At 70.0% G+C, this 22,411-nt stretch carries 19 protein-coding genes; 15 read left to right on the forward strand and 4 right to left on the reverse strand.

From position 1 onward, the window contains the following. The first annotated feature begins 1 nt into the window (after position 1). Complete coding sequence (locus PcP3B5_RS11085) at positions 2-913, forward strand: LysR family transcriptional regulator (RefSeq protein ID WP_061561273.1); 912 nt, start codon at positions 2-4, stop codon at positions 911-913. Here the strand turns inward: PcP3B5_RS11085 and PcP3B5_RS11090 are convergent. Beyond that, positions 910-1,917, reverse strand: a complete 1,008-nt coding sequence (locus PcP3B5_RS11090; RefSeq protein WP_061561274.1) for an AraC family transcriptional regulator — start codon at positions 1,915-1,917, stop codon at positions 910-912. The two genes, PcP3B5_RS11085 and PcP3B5_RS11090, sit on opposite strands and share 4 nt — an antisense overlap. A gap of 153 nt (positions 1,918-2,070) precedes the next feature. On the opposite strand from PcP3B5_RS11090, the gene PcP3B5_RS11095 reads away from it, so the two are divergent. The 8 genes from PcP3B5_RS11095 to PcP3B5_RS11130 all read left to right on the forward strand — a co-directional run bounded on the left by PcP3B5_RS11095 (position 2,071) and on the right by PcP3B5_RS11130 (position 9,957). After that, positions 2,071-3,546 carry a flavin-containing monooxygenase gene (locus PcP3B5_RS11095; protein ID WP_061561275.1) on the forward strand — a complete coding sequence of 492 codons (1,476 nt, stop codon included), beginning with the start codon at positions 2,071-2,073 and terminating at the stop codon, positions 3,544-3,546. Then, the gene (locus tag PcP3B5_RS11100) at positions 3,530-4,471 is read left to right on the forward strand and encodes an alpha/beta hydrolase (protein WP_061561276.1); all 942 of its coding nucleotides are present in this window, start codon (positions 3,530-3,532) and stop codon (positions 4,469-4,471) included. Before PcP3B5_RS11095 ends, PcP3B5_RS11100 begins: the two co-directional genes overlap by 17 nt. Then, on the forward strand, positions 4,471-5,232 hold the full coding sequence (locus tag PcP3B5_RS11105) for an SDR family oxidoreductase (protein WP_043266879.1): 762 nt from the start codon (positions 4,471-4,473) through the stop codon (positions 5,230-5,232). The genes PcP3B5_RS11100 and PcP3B5_RS11105 overlap by 1 nt, the downstream gene beginning before the upstream one ends. A 106-nt stretch (positions 5,233-5,338) precedes the next feature. Then, entirely contained in the window at positions 5,339-6,238 is a 900-nt protein-coding gene (locus tag PcP3B5_RS11110) for a DMT family transporter (RefSeq protein ID WP_061561277.1), read from the forward strand. Between the two features lie 235 nt (positions 6,239-6,473). Further along, positions 6,474-6,815 (forward strand): ribonuclease E inhibitor RraB, encoded by a 342-nt coding sequence (locus PcP3B5_RS11115; RefSeq protein WP_009619201.1) that lies wholly within the window; start codon positions 6,474-6,476, stop codon positions 6,813-6,815. Positions 6,816-6,978: 163 nt separating this feature from the next. Then, positions 6,979-7,683 (forward strand): type 1 glutamine amidotransferase, encoded by a 705-nt coding sequence (locus tag PcP3B5_RS11120; RefSeq protein ID WP_058489109.1) that lies wholly within the window; start codon positions 6,979-6,981, stop codon positions 7,681-7,683. A 102-nt stretch (positions 7,684-7,785) separates the two neighbouring features. After that, positions 7,786-8,865, forward strand: a complete 1,080-nt coding sequence (locus PcP3B5_RS11125) for a PAS domain-containing protein (RefSeq protein ID WP_061561278.1) — start codon at positions 7,786-7,788, stop codon at positions 8,863-8,865. Between the two features lie 591 nt (positions 8,866-9,456). Beyond that, entirely contained in the window at positions 9,457-9,957 is a 501-nt protein-coding gene (locus PcP3B5_RS11130) for a MurR/RpiR family transcriptional regulator (protein ID WP_237143084.1), read from the forward strand. A gap of 7 nt (positions 9,958-9,964) precedes the next feature. Here the strand turns inward: PcP3B5_RS11130 and glpD are convergent, their stop codons facing one another. Together glpD and PcP3B5_RS11140 are read right to left on the reverse strand one after the other, a co-directional pair. Further along, positions 9,965-11,503 (reverse strand): glycerol-3-phosphate dehydrogenase, encoded by a 1,539-nt coding sequence (gene glpD / locus PcP3B5_RS11135; protein WP_061561279.1) that lies wholly within the window; start codon positions 11,501-11,503, stop codon positions 9,965-9,967. 141 nt (positions 11,504-11,644) lie between these two features. After that, positions 11,645-12,400: a DeoR/GlpR family transcriptional regulator gene (locus tag PcP3B5_RS11140; RefSeq protein WP_061561280.1), complete on the reverse strand. Its 756-nt coding sequence runs from the start codon at positions 12,398-12,400 to the stop codon at positions 11,645-11,647. A 398-nt stretch (positions 12,401-12,798) separates the two neighbouring features. Between PcP3B5_RS11140 and PcP3B5_RS11145 the strand changes: the two genes are divergently transcribed. The 5 genes from PcP3B5_RS11145 to nudC all read left to right on the forward strand — a co-directional run bounded on the left by PcP3B5_RS11145 (position 12,799) and on the right by nudC (position 19,967). Beyond that, positions 12,799-15,066: an Orn/Lys/Arg family decarboxylase gene (locus PcP3B5_RS11145; RefSeq protein ID WP_009619217.1), complete on the forward strand. Its 2,268-nt coding sequence runs from the start codon at positions 12,799-12,801 to the stop codon at positions 15,064-15,066. 37 nt (positions 15,067-15,103) lie between these two features. Next, the gene (locus PcP3B5_RS11150) at positions 15,104-16,456 is read left to right on the forward strand and encodes an amino acid permease (protein ID WP_009619219.1); all 1,353 of its coding nucleotides are present in this window, start codon (positions 15,104-15,106) and stop codon (positions 16,454-16,456) included. 137 nt (positions 16,457-16,593) lie between these two features. Further along, the gene (locus tag PcP3B5_RS11155) at positions 16,594-17,406 is read left to right on the forward strand and encodes a crotonase/enoyl-CoA hydratase family protein (protein WP_043266857.1); all 813 of its coding nucleotides are present in this window, start codon (positions 16,594-16,596) and stop codon (positions 17,404-17,406) included. A 39-nt stretch (positions 17,407-17,445) separates the two neighbouring features. After that, positions 17,446-19,125: a FimL-related protein gene (locus PcP3B5_RS11160; protein ID WP_043266856.1), complete on the forward strand. Its 1,680-nt coding sequence runs from the start codon at positions 17,446-17,448 to the stop codon at positions 19,123-19,125. Beyond that, positions 19,125-19,967, forward strand: a complete 843-nt coding sequence (nudC, locus tag PcP3B5_RS11165) for an NAD(+) diphosphatase (RefSeq protein WP_061561281.1) — start codon at positions 19,125-19,127, stop codon at positions 19,965-19,967. Before PcP3B5_RS11160 ends, nudC begins: the two co-directional genes overlap by 1 nt. Positions 19,968-19,989: 22 nt before the next feature. On the opposite strand, the gene PcP3B5_RS11170 is transcribed toward nudC, so the two are convergent. Further along, entirely contained in the window at positions 19,990-20,781 is a 792-nt protein-coding gene (locus tag PcP3B5_RS11170) for a TSUP family transporter (protein WP_043315350.1), read from the reverse strand. 100 nt (positions 20,782-20,881) lie between these two features. On the opposite strand from PcP3B5_RS11170, the gene PcP3B5_RS11175 reads away from it, so the two are divergent. After that, positions 20,882-21,529 (forward strand): hypothetical protein, encoded by a 648-nt coding sequence (locus PcP3B5_RS11175; RefSeq protein ID WP_061561282.1) that lies wholly within the window; start codon positions 20,882-20,884, stop codon positions 21,527-21,529. The last annotated feature ends 882 nt before the right edge of the window (positions 21,530-22,411 follow it).

The raw sequence follows: 22,411 nt of genomic DNA on the forward strand, positions 1-22,411 counted from the left end.
TATGGACAGGTTCAGCAGCCTCGCCCTTTTCGTCGCCTGCGCCGAGACCGGCAGTTTCAGCCGCGCCGCCGAGCAACTGGGCAAGACGCCCTCGGCGGTGACCAAGGCCATCGGCCAGCTGGAGGCCAGTCTCGGCGCGCGCCTGTTCGAGCGCACCACCCGCAGCATGGCCCTGACCGAGGCCGGGCAGCTGTACCTGGACAGCGCCCGCGAAGTGCTGGCGCGCATGCACGAGACCGCCGAGGAGATCGGCCAGTTGCAGCACAGCCTGCGCGGCAGCCTGCGGATCACTGCGCCGTTGGCCTTCGGCGCGGCCTTCCTCAATGACGTCTGCGCCGACTTCCTCATCCAGCACCCGCAACTGCGCCTGCAGGTGGACCTGAGCGACAGCTACGTCGACCTGCTCGACGGCCGCTACGACCTGGCCCTGCGCCTGGGCCACAGCAACCTGCCGGGGCTGATCGTGCGGCCGCTGGTGGAGAACCGCCTGGTGCTCTGCGCCAGCCCCGAGTACCTGGCGTGCCGCGGCGAGCCCCGGCACCCGCTGGAGCTGGCCGAGCACGACCGCCTGACCTACTGGCACCCGGCGCTGGATACCCGCTGGTGGCTGGAGCGCGACGGCGAGCGCTTCTCCATCCTGCGCGAGGGGCGCCTGAGCAGCGACAACCACGAACTGCTGCTGGCCGCCTGCCTCAAGGGCAGGGGCCTGATGCCCTGCCCGCTGTGGAGCGTCCAGCCCTACCTGCGCGACGGGCGCCTGCGCAGCGTGCTGGAGGACTACCACTTCGACCCCGACGCCTTCGGCCAGCGCATCCTCGCCGTCTACCCCAGCCACAGGCGCGCCACGCGCAAGATCCTCGCCTTCATCGAGCACCTGGAAGAGGCCCTGCGCCAACTGGGCATCGAGGCCTAGCGCCCGCGGAAACGCCCCGGCGGCACGCCCTTCCAGCGCTTGAAGGCATGGATGAAGTTGGACACCTCGCCATAGCCCAGGCGCTCGGCGATCTCTTCCAGGCGGATGGCGCCGGTGCCCAGCAGTTCCTCGGCCAGGGCCTGGCGCACCTCGTCGAGCAGGGCGCGGTAGCTGCTGCCCTCGTCCTGCAGGCGGCGGCGCAGGGTGCGCGAGGTCATGTGCAGTTCTTCCGCCACCTGCTCCATGTCCGGCAGGCGCCCGGGCGTGCGCAGCAGGCGGTCGCGGATGCGCCCGGCCAGGCCGCCCAGTTCCTGGCGGCGGGCCAGCAGCGCGCGGCACTCTTCCTCGCAGTGCCGCGCCACCTGCGGGTTGGCGCCGGGCAGCGGCAGGTCGAGGGCGGCGCTGGCGAAGACGATGCGGTTGGCGGGCTGGCCGAACGCCGGTTCCACGCCCAGCTCGGCCAGGTACAGGCTGCCGTCGGCAGGCCGGGGGCGGCGGAATTCGGCACGCAGGATCGGCAGCGGGCGCCCGGTGAGGTCGCGCTGGATGCGCAGCACGCCGCCCAGGTCGCGTTCGCAGGCGAAGGCGCGGACGTCCTTCGGCACGCCGCTGTCGTCCAGCAGCAGGTGGGCCTCGGCGCCGTCCTCCAGCAATTCCAGGCGGGTGAACACGTAGGTCAGCCCCAGGTAGCGCAGGCCGAGCAGGGCGGCGCTGCGGAAGGTCGGGCTGCTGAGCAGGGCGAAACCCCAGATGCCGTAGGCGTTCAGGTGGTAGCGCAGGCCGGCCTGCAGGCCGCTGCCGGCGGGCAGCCGTTGCGCCAGGTTGCGCAGCACCTGCAGCTCGCAGGCGGCGTCGATCTCGCGGGCCGGGTCGGCGAGCACCGCCAGGTCCAGGCCGCTGCCGTGCAGGCAGTCCTCCAGCGCCAGGCCATGGTCGAGGCCGAACTGGGTGAGCAGTTGCACGCTCAGGGCGCTGCGGCGGCTGGGTCGGGGCTGCTCGGGCATCGCGGGCTCCGTCTTGTCCGGAAATCACAATTTAATGTCCGACTATGCCATAAACCGGCGCCGCCGGCGGCACTAGCCTATGCTCATCCGCCAGCGCGGCGGATGACGGCAGGCCCCGCGCGGCCGCCGTCCAGCCAAACCGGGAGCACAACAATGCACAATACTTCCCGTGATCCGGCACCCTTGCGCGTGCTGATCATCGGCGCCGGCTTCGGCGGCTTGGGCCTGGCCGTCCGCTTGCAACAGGCCGGCATCCACGACTACCTGATTCTCGAAAAGGCCGCCGACGTCGGCGGCGTGTGGCGCGAGAACAGCTACCCCGGCGCCGCCTGCGACGTGCCTTCGCACCTGTATTCCTTCTCCTTCGAGCCCAAGGCCGACTGGAGCCGCAAGTTCGCCCCGCAGGGGGAAATCCTCGACTACCTGCGCCACTGCGCCGACAAGTATGGCCTGCGCGAACGCATCCGCTTCGGCTGCGAGGCGGTGGATGCCAGCTTCGACGAGGCCGCTGGAGAGTGGCAGGTGCGCTGCGCCGACGGGCAGACGCTGCGCGCCCGCGCCCTGGTCTGCGCCACCGGCCAACTGAGCCGGCCGCTGTACCCGCGCATCGCCGGGCTCGACGGCTTCAAGGGCGTGGCCTTCCACTCGGCGCGCTGGGACCACCGCGCCGACCTGCGCGGCAAGCGCGTGGCGGTGATCGGCACCGGCGCCAGCGCCATCCAGTTCGTCCCGCGCATCGCCCCGCAGGTGGCCGAGCTGCTGCTGTTCCAGCGCAGCGCGCCCTACGTGATCGCCAAGCCGGATCGCCCCTACGCCGCCTGGGAGCGCCGCCTGAAGGCGCGCCTGCCCTGGCTGCAGCGCCTGGACCGCGGCCTCAAGTACCTGCAGCACGAGGCACGGGTGCTGGCCTTTTCCACCTTCCCGCCGCTGATGAAGTTCATGCAGCTGAGCTTCCGCCTGCACCTGCGCCGCGGCATCGCCGACGCGCAGCTGCGCCGGCGGCTGGTCCCGGACTACCCGCTGGGCTGCAAGCGCATCCTCATCAGCAACGACTACTACCCGGCGCTGGCGCGGGACAACGTGCGGGTGATCGACAGCGGCATCGAGCGGGTGACCGGGGACGCCGTCGTCACCCGCGACGGCCAGCGCCACCCGGTGGACGCCATCGTCTTCGGCACCGGCTTCGCCGCCACCGAGTTCCTCGCCCCGCTGCGCGTCCAGGGCCTGGGCGGGCGCTGGCTGGAGCAGGCCTGGGCCGGGGGCGCCGAGGCCTACAAGGGCATCAGCGTCGCCGGCTTCCCCAACCTGTTCATCCTCTACGGGCCGAACACCAACCTGGGGCACAACTCCATCGTCTACATGCTGGAGAGCCAGTTCCCCTACGTGCTGGCCTGCCTGCGCCACCTGGACCGCCAGGGCCTGCGCTACCTGGACGTGAAGCCCGAGGTGCAGCGCGCCTACAACCAGGCCCTGCAGCACGGCCTGCAGCACACCGTGTGGGAGAGCGGCTGCGACAGCTGGTACAAGACCGCCGCCGGCCGCAACACCAACAACTGGCCGGGCTTCACCTTCCGCTACCGCCAACAGACTCGCCAGCCGGAGTTCGCCGACTATGAATGCGCCCGTTGAGTTCGCACCGCCCGTTTCCACCTCGCAGCGCCTGCTCGCCGGCCTGCTGCGCGGCACCCTGCGCCTGCTGTTCCGCGGGCTGATGCGCCCGTCGATCCCGGTGTCGATGCAGCGCCGGGTGCTGAGCGCGCTTACTGCCGCGACCCTGACCCCGCGCGGCGTGCAGCGCAGCGCGGAAGTCATCGCCGGGGTGCCCTGCGAATGGCAGCGCGCGGGCCAGAGCGAAGGCCGCACGCTGCTCTACCTGCACGGCGGGGCCTACCTGGTGGGCTCGCCGGCCACGCACCGGGCGATCACCGCCAACCTGGCGCGCCTGGGCCGCCTCGACGTGTGCGCGGCGGACTACCGCCTGGCCCCGGAACACCGCTTCCCGGCGCCGCTGGAAGATGCCCTGGCGGTGTACCAGGCGCTGCTGGCGCGCGGCCAGGACCCGGCGCGGCTGGCCGTGGCCGGGGATTCGGCCGGCGGCCACCTGACCTTGCAACTGGCCGTGGCGCTGAAGGAACGCGGCCTGCCGCTGCCCGGCGCGCTGGTGGTGTTCTCGCCGGTCACCGACGTCAGCTGCACCCAGTGGCACCAGCCAAAGGCCGGCGACCCGCTGATCAGCCGCGCCTGGGTGGACAGCGCCATCGCGATGTTCTGCCCGCCCGGCGTGGCGCGCGACTCGGCGCAGCTGTCGCCGCTGTTCGCCGACCTGGCCGGGTTGCCGCCGCTGCTGATCCAGGTCGGCGAGGACGAGGTGCTGCGCAATGACAGCCTGCGCCTGGCCGGCGCGGCGCGTAAGCGGGGAGTGGACGTCACCCTGCAGCGCTACCGCGACTGCTGGCACGTGTTCCAGGCCCACGCCGGGGTGCTGCGCATCGCCGACCAGGCCCTGGGCGAGGTGGCGGGCTTCCTCGGCCGGCACCTCGGGGGAGGGCGCTGATGCACGGCATCCTCATCACCGGGGCGGCTTCGGGCATAGGCGCGGCCAGCGCGCGGCTGTTCCATGCCCGCGGCTGGCGCGTCGGCCTGCTGGACATGAACGCCGAGGCATTGGCCGGGCTCGCCGCCGAATTGGGCGGTGCCTGGCAGCGGGCGCTGGACGTGACCGATGCGGCGGCGGTGCGCGCGGCCGTGGCGGACTTCGTCGGCGCCGGCGACGGCCGCCTGCGCCTGCTGTTCAACTGCGCCGGTATCCTGCGCTTCGGCCGCTTCGAGGAAATCCCCGCGCAGGACCACGCCCGCCTGCTGGCGATCAACGTCCAGGGCCTGCTCAACTGCTGCCATGCCGCTTTCGAGCACCTCAAGGCCACGCCCGGCGCCCAGGTGCTGAACATGGGCTCGGCCTCGGGGCTGTACGGGGTGCCGGAGATGGCCACCTACTCGGCCTCGAAGTTCGCCGTGCGCGGCTTCACCGAGGCGCTGGAGCTGGAATGGCGGCGCCATGGCATCCGCGTCGCCGACCTGATGCCGCCCTTCGTGCGCACGCCCATGGTCACCAGCCAGGGCTACGAGCCGCCGGTGCTGCGCCGCCTGGGCGTGCGCCTGAAGGCCGAGGACATCGCCGCGGCGGCCTGGCGCCAGGCCCACAGCGACAAGGTGCACCGGCCCATCGGCGCGCTGTTCCGGGCGATGTATTGGTCCGGCCAGCTGTCGCCGCCGGCGCTCAACCGCTGGGTGATGGGTTGGCTCAGCCGCGACTGACGGAAAGGGGCTTGCACCCATGGGGCGCAGCCCGGATGCTGTAGGACTGGTCCGCGGCCGTAGGAAGTCGGCCGCCTTTCCCTTCGCCTGTCGCAAGGAAGCCGCCATGCCTTTCGCCTATTTCTGCCTGGCCCTGTCGATGCTGCTGGTCGGCGGCAACATCGCCATCGGCAAGCTGGTGCTGGAAGAACTGCCCGTCTACCTGTTCGCCCTGCTGCGCTTCCTTATCGCCAGCCTGGTGCTGCTGCCCGGCCTGGCCCTGCCGCGGGTGCGCGCGGGGCTGGATGGCGGCGCCTGCCGCGGGCTGTTCCTGCAGGCCTTCTTCGGCTGCTTCCTGTTCAGCCTGTGCATGCTGCACGGCGTGCAGCTGACCTCCGCCACCAGCGCCGGCATCATCACCAGCGCCACGCCCAGCGTCATCGCCCTGCTGGCCTGGCTGTGGCTGCGCGAGCGCCTGGAGCCGCGCGGCCTGCTGGCCATCGCCCTGGCGGTGCTGGGCATCGCCGCGCTGAACCTGCTGGAGCGCCCGGCGGGCGGCCGCAGCGGCGTGCTGGGCAACGCCCTGGTGCTGGGCGCGGTGCTCGCCGAGGCGCTGTTCGCCATCTACTCGCGGCGCCTGTCGCTGCACCTGCACCCCTGGACCATGGCCCTGGGCGTCAACCTCGCCGGGCTGCTGCTGTTCCTGCCGCTGGCGCTGCCCGAGGCGCGGACGCTGGACTGGCGCGCGGTGCCGGCGGCGACCTGGGGCTGGACACTGTTCTACGCCCTGAGCGCCAGCGTGCTGTCGTTCCTGCTGTGGTACCGCGGCATTTCCCGGGTGCCGGCCAGCACCGCCGGGCTGTTCACCGGGCTGATGCCGGTGGGCTCGGCGCTGGTCGGCGTGAGCCTGCTGGGCGAGCGTTTCGGCGCCGGCCACGCCCTGGGCATGGCCCTGGTGCTGGCGGCCCTGCTGCTGGCGACGCGCCCCGCGGCGCTGCCGCCCGTCGCCGCCGAACGTACCGACTGACCGGTAGGGCGGCATTCGGCCTGCATAGACGCTACTCTGAAACTGTTGGTTGCCGGCAGACGGGCCTTCCTGCCTGCCAGTTCAAGACCTTTGGCGACCAATTGGGGGACGTTGAAGCATTTTTGGCGTTTCCTGTGGCACAGCGAGTGCCCGCCGCGGGCCCGGTCGCAAGCCAGGTCCGCATCGGCTGGGAAACTAGGTGAAACCCTGAACGTCTCGAAAGGAGGTGCGTACCATGGAAAAGCCCCTCTCGGAGGATATCAGTGTCAATGTGCTGCGCCGGATGAAGGAAGGGGGCTTCGATTTCGCCCGCATTCATCCCATCGACTTCTTCGCCATCTTTCCCGATGAACAGAACGCCCGCCAGGCCGCCCGGCAATTCCGCGGCGAATCCCTGAGGGCCCAGGTCGAAGCCCGCTCCGACGGTGGCTGGAACCTGCAGATCAGCAAGGTGATGTTCGCCACCCACGCGGCGATCGGCGCATTCGAACACGACCTGGAGGAAGTCGTGGCGCCGCTCGGAGGTGTGCTCGACGGCTGGGGCGTTACCCAGGAAGTGAGCAGCCTGCGTCCCTGATCCAACACCTTCGTCTCGCCGCCAGGCCGCGTCGGCCGGCGGCTTCCCACTCCCATGAACCCCATGCGCCCGCGCCGCCGGAAGGCGGTGCGGGCCTGCCCGCGGGCGCGCTGGGGGTTATGGTCGCGCGCCTTTTGCGGCAGACTGCCGCGCGGAGGTAAGCATGACCGATATCCTGATCCTGACCCACGCCGACTTCTGCCCGCCGGGCCACCTGGCCCGCGTGCTCGACCGCGCCGGCCTGGGCTTCGAAGTGCGCCGCGCCGACCACGGCGAGCTGGACGGCTACGACCTGGAGCGCCCGAAAGCCGTGGCCATCATGGGCGGCCCCATGAGCGTGAACGACGACCTGCCCTGGCTGCGCACCGAGGTGGCGGCGCTGCGCCGCTTCATCGAGCGCCGGGTGCCGCTGATTGGCCACTGCCTGGGCGGCCAGTTGCTGGCCAAGGCCCTGGGCGCGTCCATCCGCCAGCAGGGCTACACCGAGATGGGCTGGCAGCCGATGCGCCGCCTGGAGTCCGCGAGTCCGTGGCTGGCGCACCTGCCCGAGGAATTCCCGATCTACCAGTGGCACGGCGATACCTTCGAGCTGCCCGAGGGCGCCGAGCACCTGCTGTCCAGCCCCTGGTGCGCCAACCAGGGCTTCTCCTGGGGCGGCTTCGTCCTCGGCCTGCAGGGCCACCCGGAGATGACCGAGGAGCTGGTCAGCGGCTGGATCAACGGCTGGCCGCAGTACCTGGACCCCAGCCAGCCGAGCCAGGAAAGCGCCGAGGTGATGCTCGCCGACCTGCCGCGCAAGGTGGCCGAACTGAACCGCGTGGCCGAGGGCTTCTACGCCCATTGGCTGAAGCTGGCCGGCCTGGCGTGAGCCGGCGGGGCGCACGGCCGTGCGCCCCGGGGTTTGCTGTAATCCGGCGGTTTACAGCTGTGTATACTGCGGCTCCAGGCTTCTTCCAGCACAGGACCGCGTATGACGGAAAACAGCTTCGCCTTCCGCCTCAAGGAATTGCTCGAGCTCAACAAGCTGACCCTGCAGGCCGTGGCCACCGCGCTGGGCATCTCGCGCACCGCGGTGCACAAGTGGACGCGCGGCGGCGAGATCGACTACGACAACCTGCGCAAGCTGGCCGCCTTCCTCAAGGTCAACTGGATCTGGCTGCGTTATGGCGAGGAGGCGGTGCGCGACCTGCAGGCGCTGGAGCCCATCGAACTGCCGATGACCGACGTGCGCCGCCGCTACACCGCCGAGATCATGGAGAGCGAGGCGCGCATGAAGCTGGCCCAGGAGAGCGCGCGCATCGTCACCTGGGAGTGGAACCTGATCAGCGACGAGGTGACCTACTCGCCCAACGTGGAGGAGGTCTACGGCTGGCCGGTGAGCCACAACCAGGACTTCTGGCCGCACCTGCCGGCCGAGGACGTGGCCGCCATGCGCGCCATGTACGACCAGGCCATCGCCGAAGGCAGCGGCTGTGAGTGCGACTTCCGCATCTACCGCCCGGACGGCCAGTTGCGCTGGATCGCCTCCCGCGCCCGGGTGATCAAGGACAGCGCCGGGCGCTCGGTGAAGATAGTCGGCATCAGCATGGACAACACCGCGCGCATGGCCGCCGAGGAAGAGCTGCGCAACAGCGAGGAGCGCTTGCGCGCCATCTTCGAGCTGACCTGGGGCGCGCTGGCCTACATCGGCCTGGACGGCACCTGGCAGCGCGTCAACGGCAGCCTCTGCGAACTGCTCGGCTACAGCGCCGAGGAACTCTACGGCATGACCTTCCAGCAGCTCACCCACCCCGACGACCTGGAGCGCACCCTGCAGCTGCTGCGCAGCATGCTGGCCGGCGAGATCGACCGCTACGTGGTGGAAAAGCGCTGCCGGCGCAAGGACGGCCGCTACGTCTGGGTGCGCGCCCGCACCTCGCTGCAGCGCCGCCGCCAGGACGGCCTGCCGGAGCACCTGATCAGCGTCTACGAAGACATAGGCCCGGCCCGCGCCGAACGCGAACGCCTGCAGGCGCGCATCGCCGAGCTGGAGGCGCAGTTGGCCGGGTAGGCGCGGGCTGCGCCCGCGATATCGCGCGCAGGGCGCGCTCCTACAGGGGAATGGCGCGGGTGGCGCAGCGGATCTTATCCGCGAATCGCGCCGGGATGTCCGGCTAGCGCGGACAAGGTCCTACGGGAGGAATACCGTGCCCCCCGGCGACCTGTAGGAGCGGGCCCTGCCCGCGATTTCGCGCGCAGGGCGCGCTCCTACAGGGGAATGGCATGGGTGGGGCAGCGTAGGAGCGGATCTTATCCGCGAATCGCGCCGGAATGTCCGGCTATCGCGGACAAGGTCCGCTCCTACGGGGAGGAATACCGTGCCCCCCGGCGACCTGTAGGAGCGGGCCCTGCCCGCGAATCGCGCGCAGGGCGCGCTCCTACGGGGGGATGGTGTGGGTGGGGCAGCGTAGCGGATCTCATCCGCGAATCGCGCCGGAACGTCCGGCTATCGCGGACAAGGTCCGCTCCTACGGGAGAGGGCAAGAGCTTCTACAGCGACCAGGCCTCGCGCCTGCTGCTGACCCCCGCCGACAGCACCCTGTCGCGCCTGACGCGCCTGGGCCGGCAGGAAAGCGCCAACATCGCCAGCCTGATCGAGCAGGTGGAGCCGGAAGCGTTCGCCCGCGTGGTGGAACTGCTGGCCGGCGCGCGCCGCGTGCGCATCCACGGCATGCGCCAGTTCACCTCGCTGGCGCTGTTCATGTCCTACGGCCTGGGGATGCTGCGCCCCGATGTGGCGGCGCTGGACTCCAACCGCCAGGGCGTGGCCGATGCGCTCGCCCAACTGGATGCCGGCGACGTGCTGGTGGTCGCCAACTGCTTCCCCTATACGCCCAGCGTGCTGGCCACCGCCGAAGTGGCGGCGCGCCACGGCATCGAGGTGGTGGCCCTGACCGATTCTTCGAGTTCGCCGTTGGCGCGGGTGGCGGCGCACAGCTTCTACGTGCCCAACCACAGCCTGTTCTACAGCAACAGCATGTGCGCCTTCATGCTCCTGGCCCAGGGGCTGCTCAGCGAGGTGGCCGGACGCCTGGGCGAGAGCGCGCTGGCCTCGCTCAAGCACCGCGAAGCGCTGATCAGCGAGTTGAACGCCTCGCTCTGAAGCCTGCTCAGGCTACCTGCACGCTGGCCTTGCGCGGGTGTTCGCGCGCCAGGTACTCGGCCAGGCGCAGTTTCTGCGCGGCATCGAGGAACAGCCCCAGCTTGCTGCGGCGCCAGAGAATGTCATCGGCGTTCTCGGCCCATTCCTCGCGGCACAGGTAGTCCACCTCGCGGGCGTAGAGCCCGGCGCCCAGGTGTTCGCCCAGGTCGGTTTCGCCCTTCACCCCGTCGAGCAGGCGCCAGCTGCGCGTGCCGTAGCTGGTGGCCCAGCGCCGCGCCAGGCCGGCCGGCAGCCAGGGATGCCTGGCCAGCAGCTCGACGGCCAGGTCCTCGGGGCTGCTCATGTTTTCGCCGCCGGGCAGCGGGGCATCGGCGGTCCAGGCCGGGCCCAGGCGCGGGAAGGTCGGCGCCAGCTCGGCCAGGGCGGCCTCGGCCAGCTTGCGGTAGGTGGTCAGCTTGCCTCCGAACACCGACAGCAGCGGCGCCTCGCCTGGCGCGCCCTGCAGCGCCAGGGTGTAGTCGCGGGTGACGGCGGACGGCTCGTCGGACTCGTCGTCGCACAGCGGGCGCACCCCGGAGAAGCTCCAGAGGATGTCTTCGCGATGCAGCTGGCGCTTGAAGTGGGCGTTGACCACCGCCAGCAGGTAACCGGTTTCCTCGTCGCTGATCTGCACCTTCGCCGGGTCGCCCAGGTATTCGCGGTCGGTGGTGCCGATCAGGGTGAAGCGCCCCAGGTAGGGGATGACGAAGACGATGCGGCGGTCCTCGTTCTGCAGGATGTAGGCCTGCTCGCCCTCGTACAGCCGCGGCACCACCAGGTGGCTGCCCTGGATCAGGCGGATGCCGTAGGGCGGCCGCTGGCGCAGGTCGTCGCGGAGGAACTGCGCCACCCAGGGCCCGGCGGCGTTGACCAGGGCGCGGGCGCGGATGGAATAGAGGCTGCCGTCGTCGCGCTCCAGGTGCAGGTGCCACAGGCCCTTGCTGCGCCGCGCGCTGACGCAGCGGGTGCGCGGGTGCACGTGGGCGCCGCGCTCGCGGGCGGCCATGGCGTTGAGCACCACCAGGCGGGCGTCGTCGACGGAGCAGTCGGCATACTCGAAGCCGCGGCGCAGGTGCTCCTGCAGCGGGCTGTCGGCGCCGAAGCGCAGGCCGCGCGAGGCCGGCAGCTTCTCGCGCCGGCCCAGGTGGTCGTAGAAGAACAGCCCGGCGCGGATCATCCAGGCCGGGCGCAGGTGCGGCTGGTGCGGCAGGACGAAACGCAGCGGGTGGACGATGTGCGGCGCCTTGGCCAGCAGCACTTCGCGCTCGGCCAGGGCCTCGCGCACCAGGCGGAATTCTCCGTGCTCCAGGTAGCGCAGGCCGCCGTGGACCAGCTTGCTGCTGGCCGAGGAGGTGTGGCTGGCCAGGTCGTGCTGTTCGCAAAGGAAGGTGAGCAGGCCGCGCCCGGCGGCGTCCGCCGCGATGCCCGTGCCATTGATGCCGCCGCCGACCACCGCCAGGTCGTAGACCTCAGCCAGGGGAGCGGAGCGCTTGTGGGAATGGCTCATGGGGCGTCCTCTTGGCTGTAAATGAACATGAATGCGTTCGAATTCGAAAATAGAATAGGCGAGCAAGCGCCGAATGGCTAGGCTGGAACCCAGCCATTCGGCTGATTTACCGGGGATTTTCGGATTCGAACGCAGGCCGCGTCAGACCAGCTCCAGCTGCACCTTGTGCTGGGCCAGCAGGCGCGCCACGGCGGGCGGCGGCGCGGCGTCGGTGAACAGGCGGTCGACCAGGCCGATCGGCCCCAGGCGCACCAGGGCGTTGCGCCCGAACTTGCTGGAGTCGGCGGCGAGGAACACCTGCCGGGCGTTGTCGATGATGGCGCGGGAGACGCGCACTTCCTGGTAGTCGAAGTCCAGCAGGCTGCCGTCCTCGTCGATGCCGCTGATGCCCACCAGGGCGAAGTCGGCGCGGAACTGCTCGATGAAGTCCACCGCGGCCTGGCCGACCACGCCGCCGTCGCCGCGCACGGTGCCGCCGGCCACCAGCACTTCGAAATCGTCCTTGGCGCTGAGGATGGCGGCGACGTGCAGGTTGTTGGTGATGATCTTCAGGTGGCGATGGCCGAGCAGGGCGCGGGCGATGGCCTCGGTGGTGGTGCCGATATTGATGAACAGCGAGGCGTCGTCGGGAATCTGCGCCGCCACCGCCTCGGCGATGCGCTGCTTCTCGTCGCGCATCTGGTCGGCGCGGGTGTTGTAGGCGGTGTTCTCGATGCTCGAGTCCCAGGCCGCGCCGCCGTGATAGCGGCGCAGCAGGCTGCGCTCGGCGAGCTGGTTGATGTCGCGGCGGATGGTCTGCGGGGTGACGGCGAACTGCTGGGCCAGCTCCTCGATGCTCAGGTAGCCGCGTTCGCGGACCAGGTCGAGGATGTCTTGCTGTCGGGGGGGCAGGTTCATCTGCGCTCTCGTGGGGGCGGGGCGGAGGGTCAAGGATGCCGGAGTGGGGCGGGGCTGTCATGTGGGGGTATTCGTGCCGCCGGTGAATCCGATCGCGGACGGAGTCCGCTCCTGCGGGCGCAGGTCTCCTCGTAGGATGGGTTGAGCGAAGCGATACCCATCACCCTGGCCCGATGGGTTTCGCTTCGCTCAACCCATCCTACGAAAAGCGCCTCGGCGCAGTCGGTGACCTCCGCGCGCTGGCGAGAGGGCGCTCTTGAAGCCGACCTCCCCAGCCCCGCCTTTCGCCCGTGCGACCTATTCTTATAGCCAGCAGCCGGCCCTATTCCCCTGCGGAATGTAAGCCCATACGCTGCAGGGGATCGACGGAAAGCCTCCGTCAGCATTCGGGGCTCACAATGTATAAAGATCTGAAATTCCCCATCCTCATCGTCCACCGCGACATCAAGGCCGACACCGTCGCCGGCGACCGCGTCCGCGGCATCGCCCGCGAACTGGAACTGGACGGCTTCAGCATCCTGTCCACCGCCAGCGCCACCGAGGGGCGCATCGTCGCCTCCACCCACCATGGCCTGGCCTGCATCCTGGTCGCCGCCGAGGGGGCGGGGGAGAACCAGCGCCTGTTGCAGGACGTGGTGGAGCTGATCCGCGTGGCGCGGGTGCGGGCGCCGCAGCTGCCGATCTTCGCCCTCGGCGAGCAGATGACCATCGAGAACGCGCCGGCCGAGTCCATGGCCGACCTGCACCAGCTGCGCGGCATCCTCTACCTGTTCGAAGACACCGTGCCCTTCCTCGCCCGCCAGGTCTCGCGGGCCGCGCGCAAGTACCTGGAGGGCCTGCTGCCGCCGTTCTTCCGCGCCCTGGTGGAGCACACCGCGCAGTCCAACTATTCCTGGCACACACCCGGCCACGGCGGCGGCGTGGCCTACCGCAAGAGCCCGGTGGGGCAGGCCTTCCACCAGTTCTTCGGGGAGAACACCCTGCGCTCGGACCTGTCCGTTTCGGTGCCCGAGCTGGGCTCGCTGCTGGACCACACCGGCCCGCTCGCCGAAGCCGAGGCCCGCGCCGCGCGCAATTTCGGCGCCGACCACACCTTCTTCGTGATCAACGGTACCTCCACGGCGAACAAGATCGTCTGGCACTCCATGGTCAGCCGCGACGACCTGGTGCTGGTGGACCGCAACTGCCACAAGTCGGTGCTGCACTCGATCATCATGACCGGCGCCATCCCGCTGTACCTGTGCCCGGAGCGCAACGAGCTGGGCATCATCGGGCCCATTCCGCTGTCCGAGTTCAGCCGCGAGTCGATCGCCGCGAAGATCGCCGCCAACCCCCTGGCCCGCGGCCGCGAGCCGAAGGTGCGGCTGGCGGTGGTGACCAACTCCACCTACGACGGCCTGTGCTACAACGCCGAGCTGATCAAGCAGGCCCTGGACGGCAGCGTCGAGGTGCTGCACTTCGACGAGGCCTGGTACGCCTACGCCGCCTTCCACGAGTTCTACGACCGCCGCTACGGCATGGCCACCAGCCGCGGCGAGGACGGCCCGCTGGTGTTCACCACGCATTCCACGCACAAGATGCTGGCGGCCTTCAGCCAGGCCTCGATGATCCACGTGCAGGACGGCGGCAAGCGGCGCCTGGACCGCGCGCGCTTCAACGAAGCCTTCATGATGCACATCTCCACTTCGCCGCAGTACGGCATCATCGCCTCGCTGGACGTGGCCTCGGCGATGATGGAAGGCCCGGCCGGGCGTTCGCTGATCCAGGAGACCTTCGACGAGGCCCTGAGCTTCCGCCGCGCCCTGGCCAACGTGCAGCAGAACCTGGCGGCCGGCGACTGGTGGTTCTGCGTGTGGCAGCCGCCGGGGGTGGAAGGCACCGACGAGGTGCGCACCCGCGACTGGCTGCTGGAGCCCGACGCCGAGTGGCACGGCTTCGGCGAGGTGGAAGACGACTACGTGCTGCTCGACCCGATCAAGGTCACCCTGGCCACCCCGGGCCTGAACGCCGCCGGGCGTCTCGAGGAGCACGGCATTCCCGCCGCGGTGGTCGGCCGCTTCCTCTGGGAGCGCGGCCTGGTGGTGGAGAAGACCGGCCTGTACTCCTTCCTGGTGCTGTTCTCCATGGGCGTGACCAAGGGCAAGTGGAGCACCCTGGTCACCGAGCTGCTGGAGTTCAAGCGCAGCTACGACGGCAACGCGCCGCTGTCCGAGGCCCTGCCCAGCGTGCTCCAGGCCGCCCCGGCGCGCTACGCCGGCATGGGCCTGCGCGACCTCTGCGAGCAGTTGCACGCCTGCTACCGCGAGCACGCCACGGCCAAGGCCATGCGCCGCATGTACACCATCCTGCCGGAGCTGGCGCTGCGCCCGGCCGATGCCTACACCCAGCTGGTGCGCGGCGAGGTCGAGGCGGTGCCCATCGAGCGCCTCGAAGGGCGCATCGCCGCGGTCATGCTGGTGCCTTACCCGCCGGGCATCCCGCTGATCATGCCCGGTGAGCGCTTCACCGAGGCGACGCGCTCGATCCTCGACTACCTGGCCTTCGCCCGGACCTTCGAACACGACTTCCCCGGTTTCGATTCCGATGTGCATGGCCTGCAGGTGCAGGACGTGGACGGCCGGCGCTGCTATACAGTTGAGTGCATCGTGGAAAATGCCGACAGCTGATTCCGTCGTCCAGGGCGGCGGAACCTAAGGAGCGAGGATGAGCGGGGGAGAGGCTGCCAAGAAAGGCAGCATGGGGTTCTGGAGCTGTACCGCGCTGGTGATCGGCAACATGGTCGGCTCGGGCGTCTTCCTGCTGCCCTCCAGCCTCGCTGCCTATGGCGGGCTCAGCCTGTTCGGCTGGCTGGTCTCCAGCACCGGCGCGGTGCTGCTGGCCTTCACCTTCGCCCGCCTGGCGCGGCTCAACCCCGGCGCCGGCGGGCCCTACGCCTACACCCGCGAGGGCTTCGGCAGCTTCGCCGGCTACCTGTGCGCCTGGACCTACTGGAAGGCCGCGTGGATCGGCAACGCCGCCATCGCCGTGACCCTGGTGGGCTACCTGCGGGTGTTCATCCCGGCGCTGGCCGACCCGCTGCTGATGGTGGCCACCGCCATCGGCGCCATCTGGCTGTGCACTTTCATCAACCTGCGCGGCATCGCCACCTTCGCCGTGGTGCAGAACCTGCTCACCGCGCTCAAGCTGATCCCGCTGCTGCTGGTCGGGGTGCTCGGCTGGCTGCACTTCAACCCCGACTACCTGGCCATCCCGCCGCGCGAGCAACTGCCGAACATGGGCTACGCCCAGGCCATCGCCACCACCGCGGCGCTGACGCTCTGGTCGTTCATCGGCCTGGAGTCGGCGACGGTGCCGGCCGACGACGTGCGCGACCCCAAGCGCACCATCCCGCGCGCCACGCTGTTCGGCACCCTGGCCGCGGCCGGGGTGTACGTGTTGTCGATCACCTCGGTGCAGGGCCTGATGCCGCCGGAGGTGCTGGCCAAGTCGACCTCGCCCTTCGCCGACGCCGCGCGCGTGCTGATGGGCGACTGGGGCTACTACCTGGTGGCCGCCGGCGCGGTGATCGCCTGCCTCGGCGCGCTCAACGGCTGGGTGCTGCTGCAGGGGCAGATCCCGGTGGCGCCGGCGCGCGACGGGCTGTTCCCCGAATCCCTCGGCAAGCTCAACAAGCACGGCGCCCCGGCCAACGGCCTGTGGGCCTCGGGGCTGCTGGTGACGGTGCTGGTGCTGATCGACGGCCAGGGCGACCTGGTGGACGTGTTCAACGTCATCATCCTGCTCGGCACCATGACCGGCGTGGTGCCCTACGCCTTCTGCACCGCGGCGCTGCTGCAACTGCTGGCGGTGCGCACCAGCGAGTTCTCGCCGCGCTCGCGGCCGCAGCTGATCGCCGTCGGCTCGCTGGGCTTCCTCTACTCGCTGTGGGCCCTCTACGGCACCGGCGAGCAGGCCATCTTCTGGGGCTTCCTGGTGTTCATGGCGGGCATCCCGATGTACACCTGGCGGCAATGGCGCAACCGCCAGCAGGGCCTGCCGGTGGCGGAAATCGACTAGCGCCCGTTCGCAGCTGGAGCGTGCCCTGTGTCACATAGGCCGGCATCGACTTTTGCCCTTGCCTTGTTATAGTGGCACGCCATCACTACAAGAACTGCCGCGCACAGCAGAGCAGGGCATTCCCGAGGGTTTCCCCCGTGACCGAGTACAAAGCATTTCGCGTCGAACTGGCCGACAAGATCGCGCATGTGATCATCAATCGCCCGGAAAAAGTCAACGCGATGAACGCCGATTTCTGGCGCGAGATCGTCGATATCTTCCGTTGGGCCGATGAAACGGATGAAGTCCGCGTGGTGGTGATTTCCGGCGCCGGCAAGCATTTCTCCGCCGGCATCGACCTGATGCTGCTGGCCCAGGCCGGCAGCCAGCTGGGCAAGGACGTCGGCCGCAACGCCCGCGCCCTGCGCCGCAAGATTCTCGAGCTGCAGGCCTCGTTCAACGCCATCGACGCCTGCAGCAAGCCGGTGCTCGCCGCCGTGCAGGGCTATTGCCTGGGCGGCGCCATCGACCTGATCTCGGCCTGCGACATGCGCTACTGCAGCGAAGACGCGCAGTTCTCCATCAAGGAAATCGACATGGGCATGGCCGCCGACGTCGGCACCTTGCAGCGCCTGCCGCGGCTGATCGGCGACGGCATCATGCGCGAGCTGGCCTACACCGGGCGCATGGTCGACGCCGCCGAGGCGGTGCGCATCGGCCTGGTCAACCGCAGCTACGCCGACAGCGCGGCGCTGCTCGACGGCGTGTTCGAACTGGCGCGGCAGATCGCCGGCAAGTCGCCGATCGCCATCCGCGGCACCAAGGAGATGATCCGCTACGCCCGCGACCACAGCGTCGAGGACGGCCTGGAATACATCGCCACCTGGAACGCCGCCATGCTGCAATCGGCCGACCTGCAGAAGGCCATGGCCGCCCACATGAGCAAGCAGCAGCCGGAGTTCGCCGACTGATGCCCCATTACTCCCTCGCGCAGGAGGCGCGTTAGCCCGATGGTCACTGGAGCCACCTCCCTCAGTCTGGTGCGCGATGAACTCTTCGCCACCATGGAGCAGGCCGAGCAGAACCTCGAGCAATTCATCGCCGAGCGCCAGAACGGCAGCCTGCTGCAACATGCGGTCGAATGCCTGGCGCAGATCCGCGGCACCCTCAACCTGATCGAACTGGCCGGCGCCGAGCTGCTGGCCCAGGAAGCCCTGCAGCTGGCCACCGACATCCCCACCGGTGTCGGCGAGGAGCGCGACGGCCAGCTGGCCGCCCTGGGCAACGCCCTGTACGTGCTGCGCCGCTACCTGGAGAACCTGGAGGCCAACCGCCAGGAAATCCCCGAGCTGCTGCTGCCGGCGATCAACGACGTGCGCCTGGCCGCCGGCCAGCCGGTGCTGCCGGAGAGCTTCTTCTTCAGCGCGCGCCTGGACCTGCCGCGCCCGGCGGCGCCCCGCGCGGTGCCCACGGTGGCCGACCGCGCCCAGGAAGTCCGCCGCCTGCGGCACATGTACCAGGTCGGCCTGCTCGCCCTGGTGCGCGAACAGGATCATTACTCCGGCCTCAAGCTGATGGGGCGCGCCCTGGCGCGCCTCGACGCGCTGCTCGGCTACGGCCAGCGCAGCCGCCTGTGCTGGATAGGCGCGGGCGCCCTGGAAGCCCTGGTGGATGCGCAGATGCTGCCGCGCAAGGCGCGCAAGCAGCTGTTCTCGCGCCTGGACCGGGAACTCAAGCAGCTGCTGGCCAACGCCAACTACGAGGCGCCGCGCCAGCTGCTCAAGGAACTGCTCTACCTCACCGCCCTGGCCGACACCCGCGGCCCGCGGGCCAGCGAGCTGCGCGAGGTGTTCGGCCTGGCGCCGCTGCCGTTCACCGACCACCTGCTGGAAGACGAGTCGCAGCGCCTGTCCGGTCCCGGCCAGGCGGTGATGCGCTCGCTGTCGGCGGCCATCCGCGAGGAGCTCACCACGGTCAAGGACCAGCTCGACCTGATCGAGCGCGGCGTGTCCCCGGCCGATGCCCTGGGCACCCTGCACACCCAGCTGGGCAAGCTGGCCAAGACCCTCGGCATGGTCGGCCTGAACTCCGCGGCCAACGTGCTGCAGGGCCAGGTTTCGGTGGTGTCCGGCTGGGTGGCCAGGGGCGCGGTGGAGTCGCCGGTGGCGCTGAACGCTCTGGCCGACGCGCTGCTCTACGTGGAAAGCCTGGTCGGCAGCCTGGAACGCGGCGAGCGCATGGCCGCCCCCGCCATCATCGACCTCGAGCCCAGCGCCGAGTCCTTCGCCGTGCACCAGCTGGCCGAGGCGCGCATCGTGGTCATAGACGAAGCCCAGGGCGGCCTGGCCCTGGCCAAGCGGGCGATCACCGCCTACCTGGAATCCAACGGCGACAAGCTGCACCTGGCCAACGTCCCCGGCAGCCTGCAGGCCGTGCGCGGCGGGCTCTGGTTCCTCGGCCAGGAACGCGCCGCCCGGCTGGTCGGGGCTTGCGCCGACTACATCCAGCGGCAGATGATCGAAACCACGCAGATGCCGTCGGAGCAGATGCTGGAAACCCTGGCCGATGCCCTGACCGGCCTCGAATACTACCTGGAGGGCGGCGCCGTGCTGCGTCCCGAAGGCCAGCCCGACGTGCTGGACGTGGCCAGCGAGAGCGTGCGCGCCCTCGGCCTGGAGGTGGCTGCCTGATGCGTACCGGACGTTGGGAGTCCGCCTGGCTCGACCCGGCGGAAAAGGGTGGTTGGGCCGTGGCCCATTACCGCCAGCAATTCCTCGGCGATGCCAATGGCGTGCTCTTCCCCCGTGACTGGCTCAAGCGCCAGGACCTGCCGGTGCTCTCCGAGCAGGGCGTCGGCCACTTCGATGGCGATGCCGTGTACCTGCTGGAGCTGGAGTCTCCCGCCAGCGTCGAGGGTTGCAGCTGGATAGGCCTGCGCCACGTCATGCTGGAAGCCGAGGAAGACCAGTTCGCCATGCTCGGCTTCGCCAGCCAGGTCGGCACCTGGGCCCGCGAGAACCGTTTCTGCGGCGGCTGCGGCCAGCCGATGCGCGCCGTGCCGCGCGAGCGCGCCATGCGCTGCGACGCCTGCGACATCCAGCGCTACCCGCTGCTGTCGCCGAGCATGATCGTCCTGGTCACCCGCGGCGACGAACTGCTGCTGGCGCGCTCGCCGCGCTTCGTGCCGGGCATGTACAGCACCCTGGCCGGCTTCGTCGAGCCGGGCGAGTCGGTGGAGCACTGCGTGGCCCGCGAGGTGAAGGAAGAAGTGGGGCTGCAGGTCGGCAACATCCGCTACCTGGGCAGCCAGAACTGGCCCTTCCCGCATTCGCTGATGCTCGGCTTCCACGCCGAGTACGTCAGCGGCGAGATCGTCTGCCAGCCGGACGAGATCGAGGACGCCCAGTGGTTCCCCTACGACTCGCTGCCGCGCCTGCCGGCCGGGCGTTCCATCGCCCGCTACCTGATCGAGAGCTGGCTGGCGCGCCGCGCCGGACGGCCCGATCCCATCCTGCCGGGCGGCGGCTACTGACGCCCGGCGTTTTCCCTGCGCTTCAAGCCGCGCTGAACCAGTGCTGCCAGACCAGGCGCGCGGTCAGCGCCAGCACCACCAGGATGAACACCGGGCGGATGAACTTGGCGCCGCCGCCGATGGCGGTGCGCGCACCCAGGTAGGCGCCGACCATCAGCGCGCTGCCCATGCACAGCCCGAGCAGCCAGACCACCTGGCCGGAAGCGACGAACACCGCCAGCGCCACTATGTTGCTGACGAAGTTCATGGTGCGCGCCACGCCGCTGGCGCGGACCAGGTCCAGTGGGTACATCAGCAGGCTGCTGACGGTCCAGAAGGCGCCGGTGCCGGGGCCGGCCACACCGTCGTAGAAGCCCAGGCCCAGGCCTTGCGGCCACTGGCGCCTGCGCCCGACCGGGGCGTCGGCGTCCAGCGGCGCCTTGGGCGTGCCGCCGAAGAGCATGTAGATCCCGCAGGAGAACACCACCACCGGCAACATGCGGTTCAGCCATTCCGCCGGCAGCAGGTGCGCGGCCCAGGCGCCGACGGCCGCGCCTATGGCGGTGGCGAGCAGGCCGTTGCGCCACTTCGCCGGGTGGAACAGCTTGCGCTTGTAGAAGGTGTAGCTGGCGGTGGCCGAGCCGAAGGTGGAACTCAGCTTGTTGGTGCCCAGCGCCAGGTGCGGCGGTACGCCGGCGGTGAGCAGGGCGGGGATGGTCAGCAGGCCGCCGCCGCCGGCGATGGCGTCGATGAAGCCGGCGAGGAAGGCCACGACGGCGAGGATCAGCAGGGTGAGCGGGTCGATGGCCAGCTCGAAGGGGAGGGTGAAGGGCATGAAAAGTACGACCTGGGTTCAAGGCTGCGATGCCACGGCTGGCCGTCGCGTCGAGGGGTGCGCATAATGCCGGCAATTCTACCCGCAAGGAACTGATTCAATGCAGTACGACGGCCTGGCCTGGACGTTCGCGCTGATCGCCCTGCTGGCGCTGCTGGTCGCCGCACGCATCCTCTTCGACCGCCACTGGTTCCTCGGCTGGCTGCGCGGCTGCGCCGGCCTGGCCTTCGTCGCCGCCGCGCTGGCGCTGGGCCTGGCGGCCTGGGACCTGCGCAGCTACGACGCGTTGCCCGCCGAGCGGCCGCTGGCGACCCTGAGCTTCCAGCGCCTGGCGCCGCAGCGCTACGAGGTGAAAATCCTCGAAGGCGACCGCGAACGCCGCGTCGAACTGGGCGGCGACCTCTGGCAACTGGACGTGCGCATCATGCAGTGGCGTGGTTTGGCCGCACTGATCGGCCTGGACCCCGGCTACCGCCTGCAGGGCCTGGCCGGCCGCTACCTGGCCATCGAGCAGCAACAGGCCCAGGCCCGCCAGCAGGTGCTGGCGCAAAGCCCCTACGGCTTCGACCTGTGGCGCTGGCTGCGCGACGGCCAGCACGACCTGCTGACCTTCCGGCCGCTGGCGGCGCGGGTGAACTTCCTGCCCATGGCGGACCAGGCGGTCTACAGCGTGCGCCTGGGCCCCGCGGGCCTGGAGGCGGAACCGGTCAACGCCGCGGCGCAACAGGCGCTGCGGGAGTGGCGGTAGGCGGGCCGCACCGGAGCAACTGTCTTGCCGGTTGCGCCGAGAGGCTTTTCGTAGGATGGGTTGAGTTTACGCAACCCATGCGGCCGTGGTGATGGGTATCGCTTCGCTCAACGCCATCCTACGTCGCCCCACCCGCCGGGAGGCACGGCATTCCTCCCCCGTAGGAGCGGACCTTGTCCGCGATGGCCGGACACCCCGGCGCGATTCGCGGATAAGATCCGCTTACGCTGCCCCACCCGCGCCATTCCATGTAGGAGCGCGCCCTGCGCGCGAATCGCGGGCAGGGCCCGCTCCTACAGGTCGCCGGGAGGCACGGTATATTCCTTCCCCCGTAGGACCTTGTCCGCGATAGCCGGACGCCCCGGCGCGATTCGCGGATGAGATCCGCTCCTACGCTGCCCCACCCGCGCCATTCCCTTGTAGGAGCGCGCCCTGCGCGCGAAATCGCGGGCAGGGCCCGCTCCTACAGGTCGCCGGGAGGCACGGTATTCCTTCCCCCGTAGGAGCGGACCTTGTCCGCGATAGCCGGACGCCCCGGCGCGGTTCGCGGATAAGATCCGCTCCTACGCCGCCCACCCGCGCCATTCCCCTGTAGGAGCGCGCCCTGCGCGCGAAATCGCGGGCAGGGCCCGCTCCTACAGGTCGTTGGATGGCACGGTATTCCTTCCCTCGTAGGAGCGGACCTTGTCCGCGATAGCCGGACATCCCGGCGCGATTCGCGGATAAGATCCGCTCCTACGCCGCCCACCCGCGCCATTCTCTGGTAGGAGCGCGCCCTGCGCGCGATTTCGCGGGCAGGGCCCGCTACAGGTCGCCGGGAGGCACGGTATTCCTTCCCTCGTAGGAGCGGACCTTGTCCGCGATAGCCGGACGCCCCGGCGC

It is taken from the genome of Pseudomonas citronellolis (genome assembly GCF_001586155.1).
GTDB classification, from domain to species: Bacteria; Pseudomonadota; Gammaproteobacteria; order Pseudomonadales; family Pseudomonadaceae; genus Pseudomonas; species Pseudomonas citronellolis.

Excerpts from the sequence above, each read along its gene's own strand:
- PcP3B5_RS11085 (WP_061561273.1), top strand. The coding sequence starts at position 2 with ATGGACAGGTTCAGCAGCCTCGCCCTTTTCGTCGCCTGCGCCGAGACC.
- PcP3B5_RS11090 (WP_061561274.1), bottom strand. The coding sequence starts at position 1,917 with ATGCCCGAGCAGCCCCGACCCAGCCGCCGCAGCGCCCTGAGCGTGCAA.
- PcP3B5_RS11095 (WP_061561275.1), top strand. The coding sequence starts at position 2,071 with ATGCACAATACTTCCCGTGATCCGGCACCCTTGCGCGTGCTGATCATC.
- PcP3B5_RS11100 (WP_061561276.1), top strand. The coding sequence starts at position 3,530 with ATGAATGCGCCCGTTGAGTTCGCACCGCCCGTTTCCACCTCGCAGCGC.
- PcP3B5_RS11105 (WP_043266879.1), top strand. The coding sequence starts at position 4,471 with ATGCACGGCATCCTCATCACCGGGGCGGCTTCGGGCATAGGCGCGGCC.
- PcP3B5_RS11110 (WP_061561277.1), top strand. The coding sequence starts at position 5,339 with ATGCCTTTCGCCTATTTCTGCCTGGCCCTGTCGATGCTGCTGGTCGGC.
- PcP3B5_RS11115 (WP_009619201.1), top strand. The coding sequence starts at position 6,474 with ATGGAAAAGCCCCTCTCGGAGGATATCAGTGTCAATGTGCTGCGCCGG.
- PcP3B5_RS11120 (WP_058489109.1), top strand. The coding sequence starts at position 6,979 with ATGACCGATATCCTGATCCTGACCCACGCCGACTTCTGCCCGCCGGGC.
- PcP3B5_RS11125 (WP_061561278.1), top strand. The coding sequence starts at position 7,786 with ATGACGGAAAACAGCTTCGCCTTCCGCCTCAAGGAATTGCTCGAGCTC.
- glpD (WP_061561279.1), bottom strand. The coding sequence starts at position 11,503 with ATGAGCCATTCCCACAAGCGCTCCGCTCCCCTGGCTGAGGTCTACGAC.
- PcP3B5_RS11140 (WP_061561280.1), bottom strand. The coding sequence starts at position 12,400 with ATGAACCTGCCCCCCCGACAGCAAGACATCCTCGACCTGGTCCGCGAA.
- PcP3B5_RS11145 (WP_009619217.1), top strand. The coding sequence starts at position 12,799 with ATGTATAAAGATCTGAAATTCCCCATCCTCATCGTCCACCGCGACATC.
- PcP3B5_RS11150 (WP_009619219.1), top strand. The coding sequence starts at position 15,104 with ATGAGCGGGGGAGAGGCTGCCAAGAAAGGCAGCATGGGGTTCTGGAGC.
- PcP3B5_RS11160 (WP_043266856.1), top strand. The coding sequence starts at position 17,446 with ATGGTCACTGGAGCCACCTCCCTCAGTCTGGTGCGCGATGAACTCTTC.
- nudC (WP_061561281.1), top strand. The coding sequence starts at position 19,125 with ATGCGTACCGGACGTTGGGAGTCCGCCTGGCTCGACCCGGCGGAAAAG.
- PcP3B5_RS11170 (WP_043315350.1), bottom strand. The coding sequence starts at position 20,781 with ATGCCCTTCACCCTCCCCTTCGAGCTGGCCATCGACCCGCTCACCCTG.
- PcP3B5_RS11175 (WP_061561282.1), top strand. The coding sequence starts at position 20,882 with ATGCAGTACGACGGCCTGGCCTGGACGTTCGCGCTGATCGCCCTGCTG.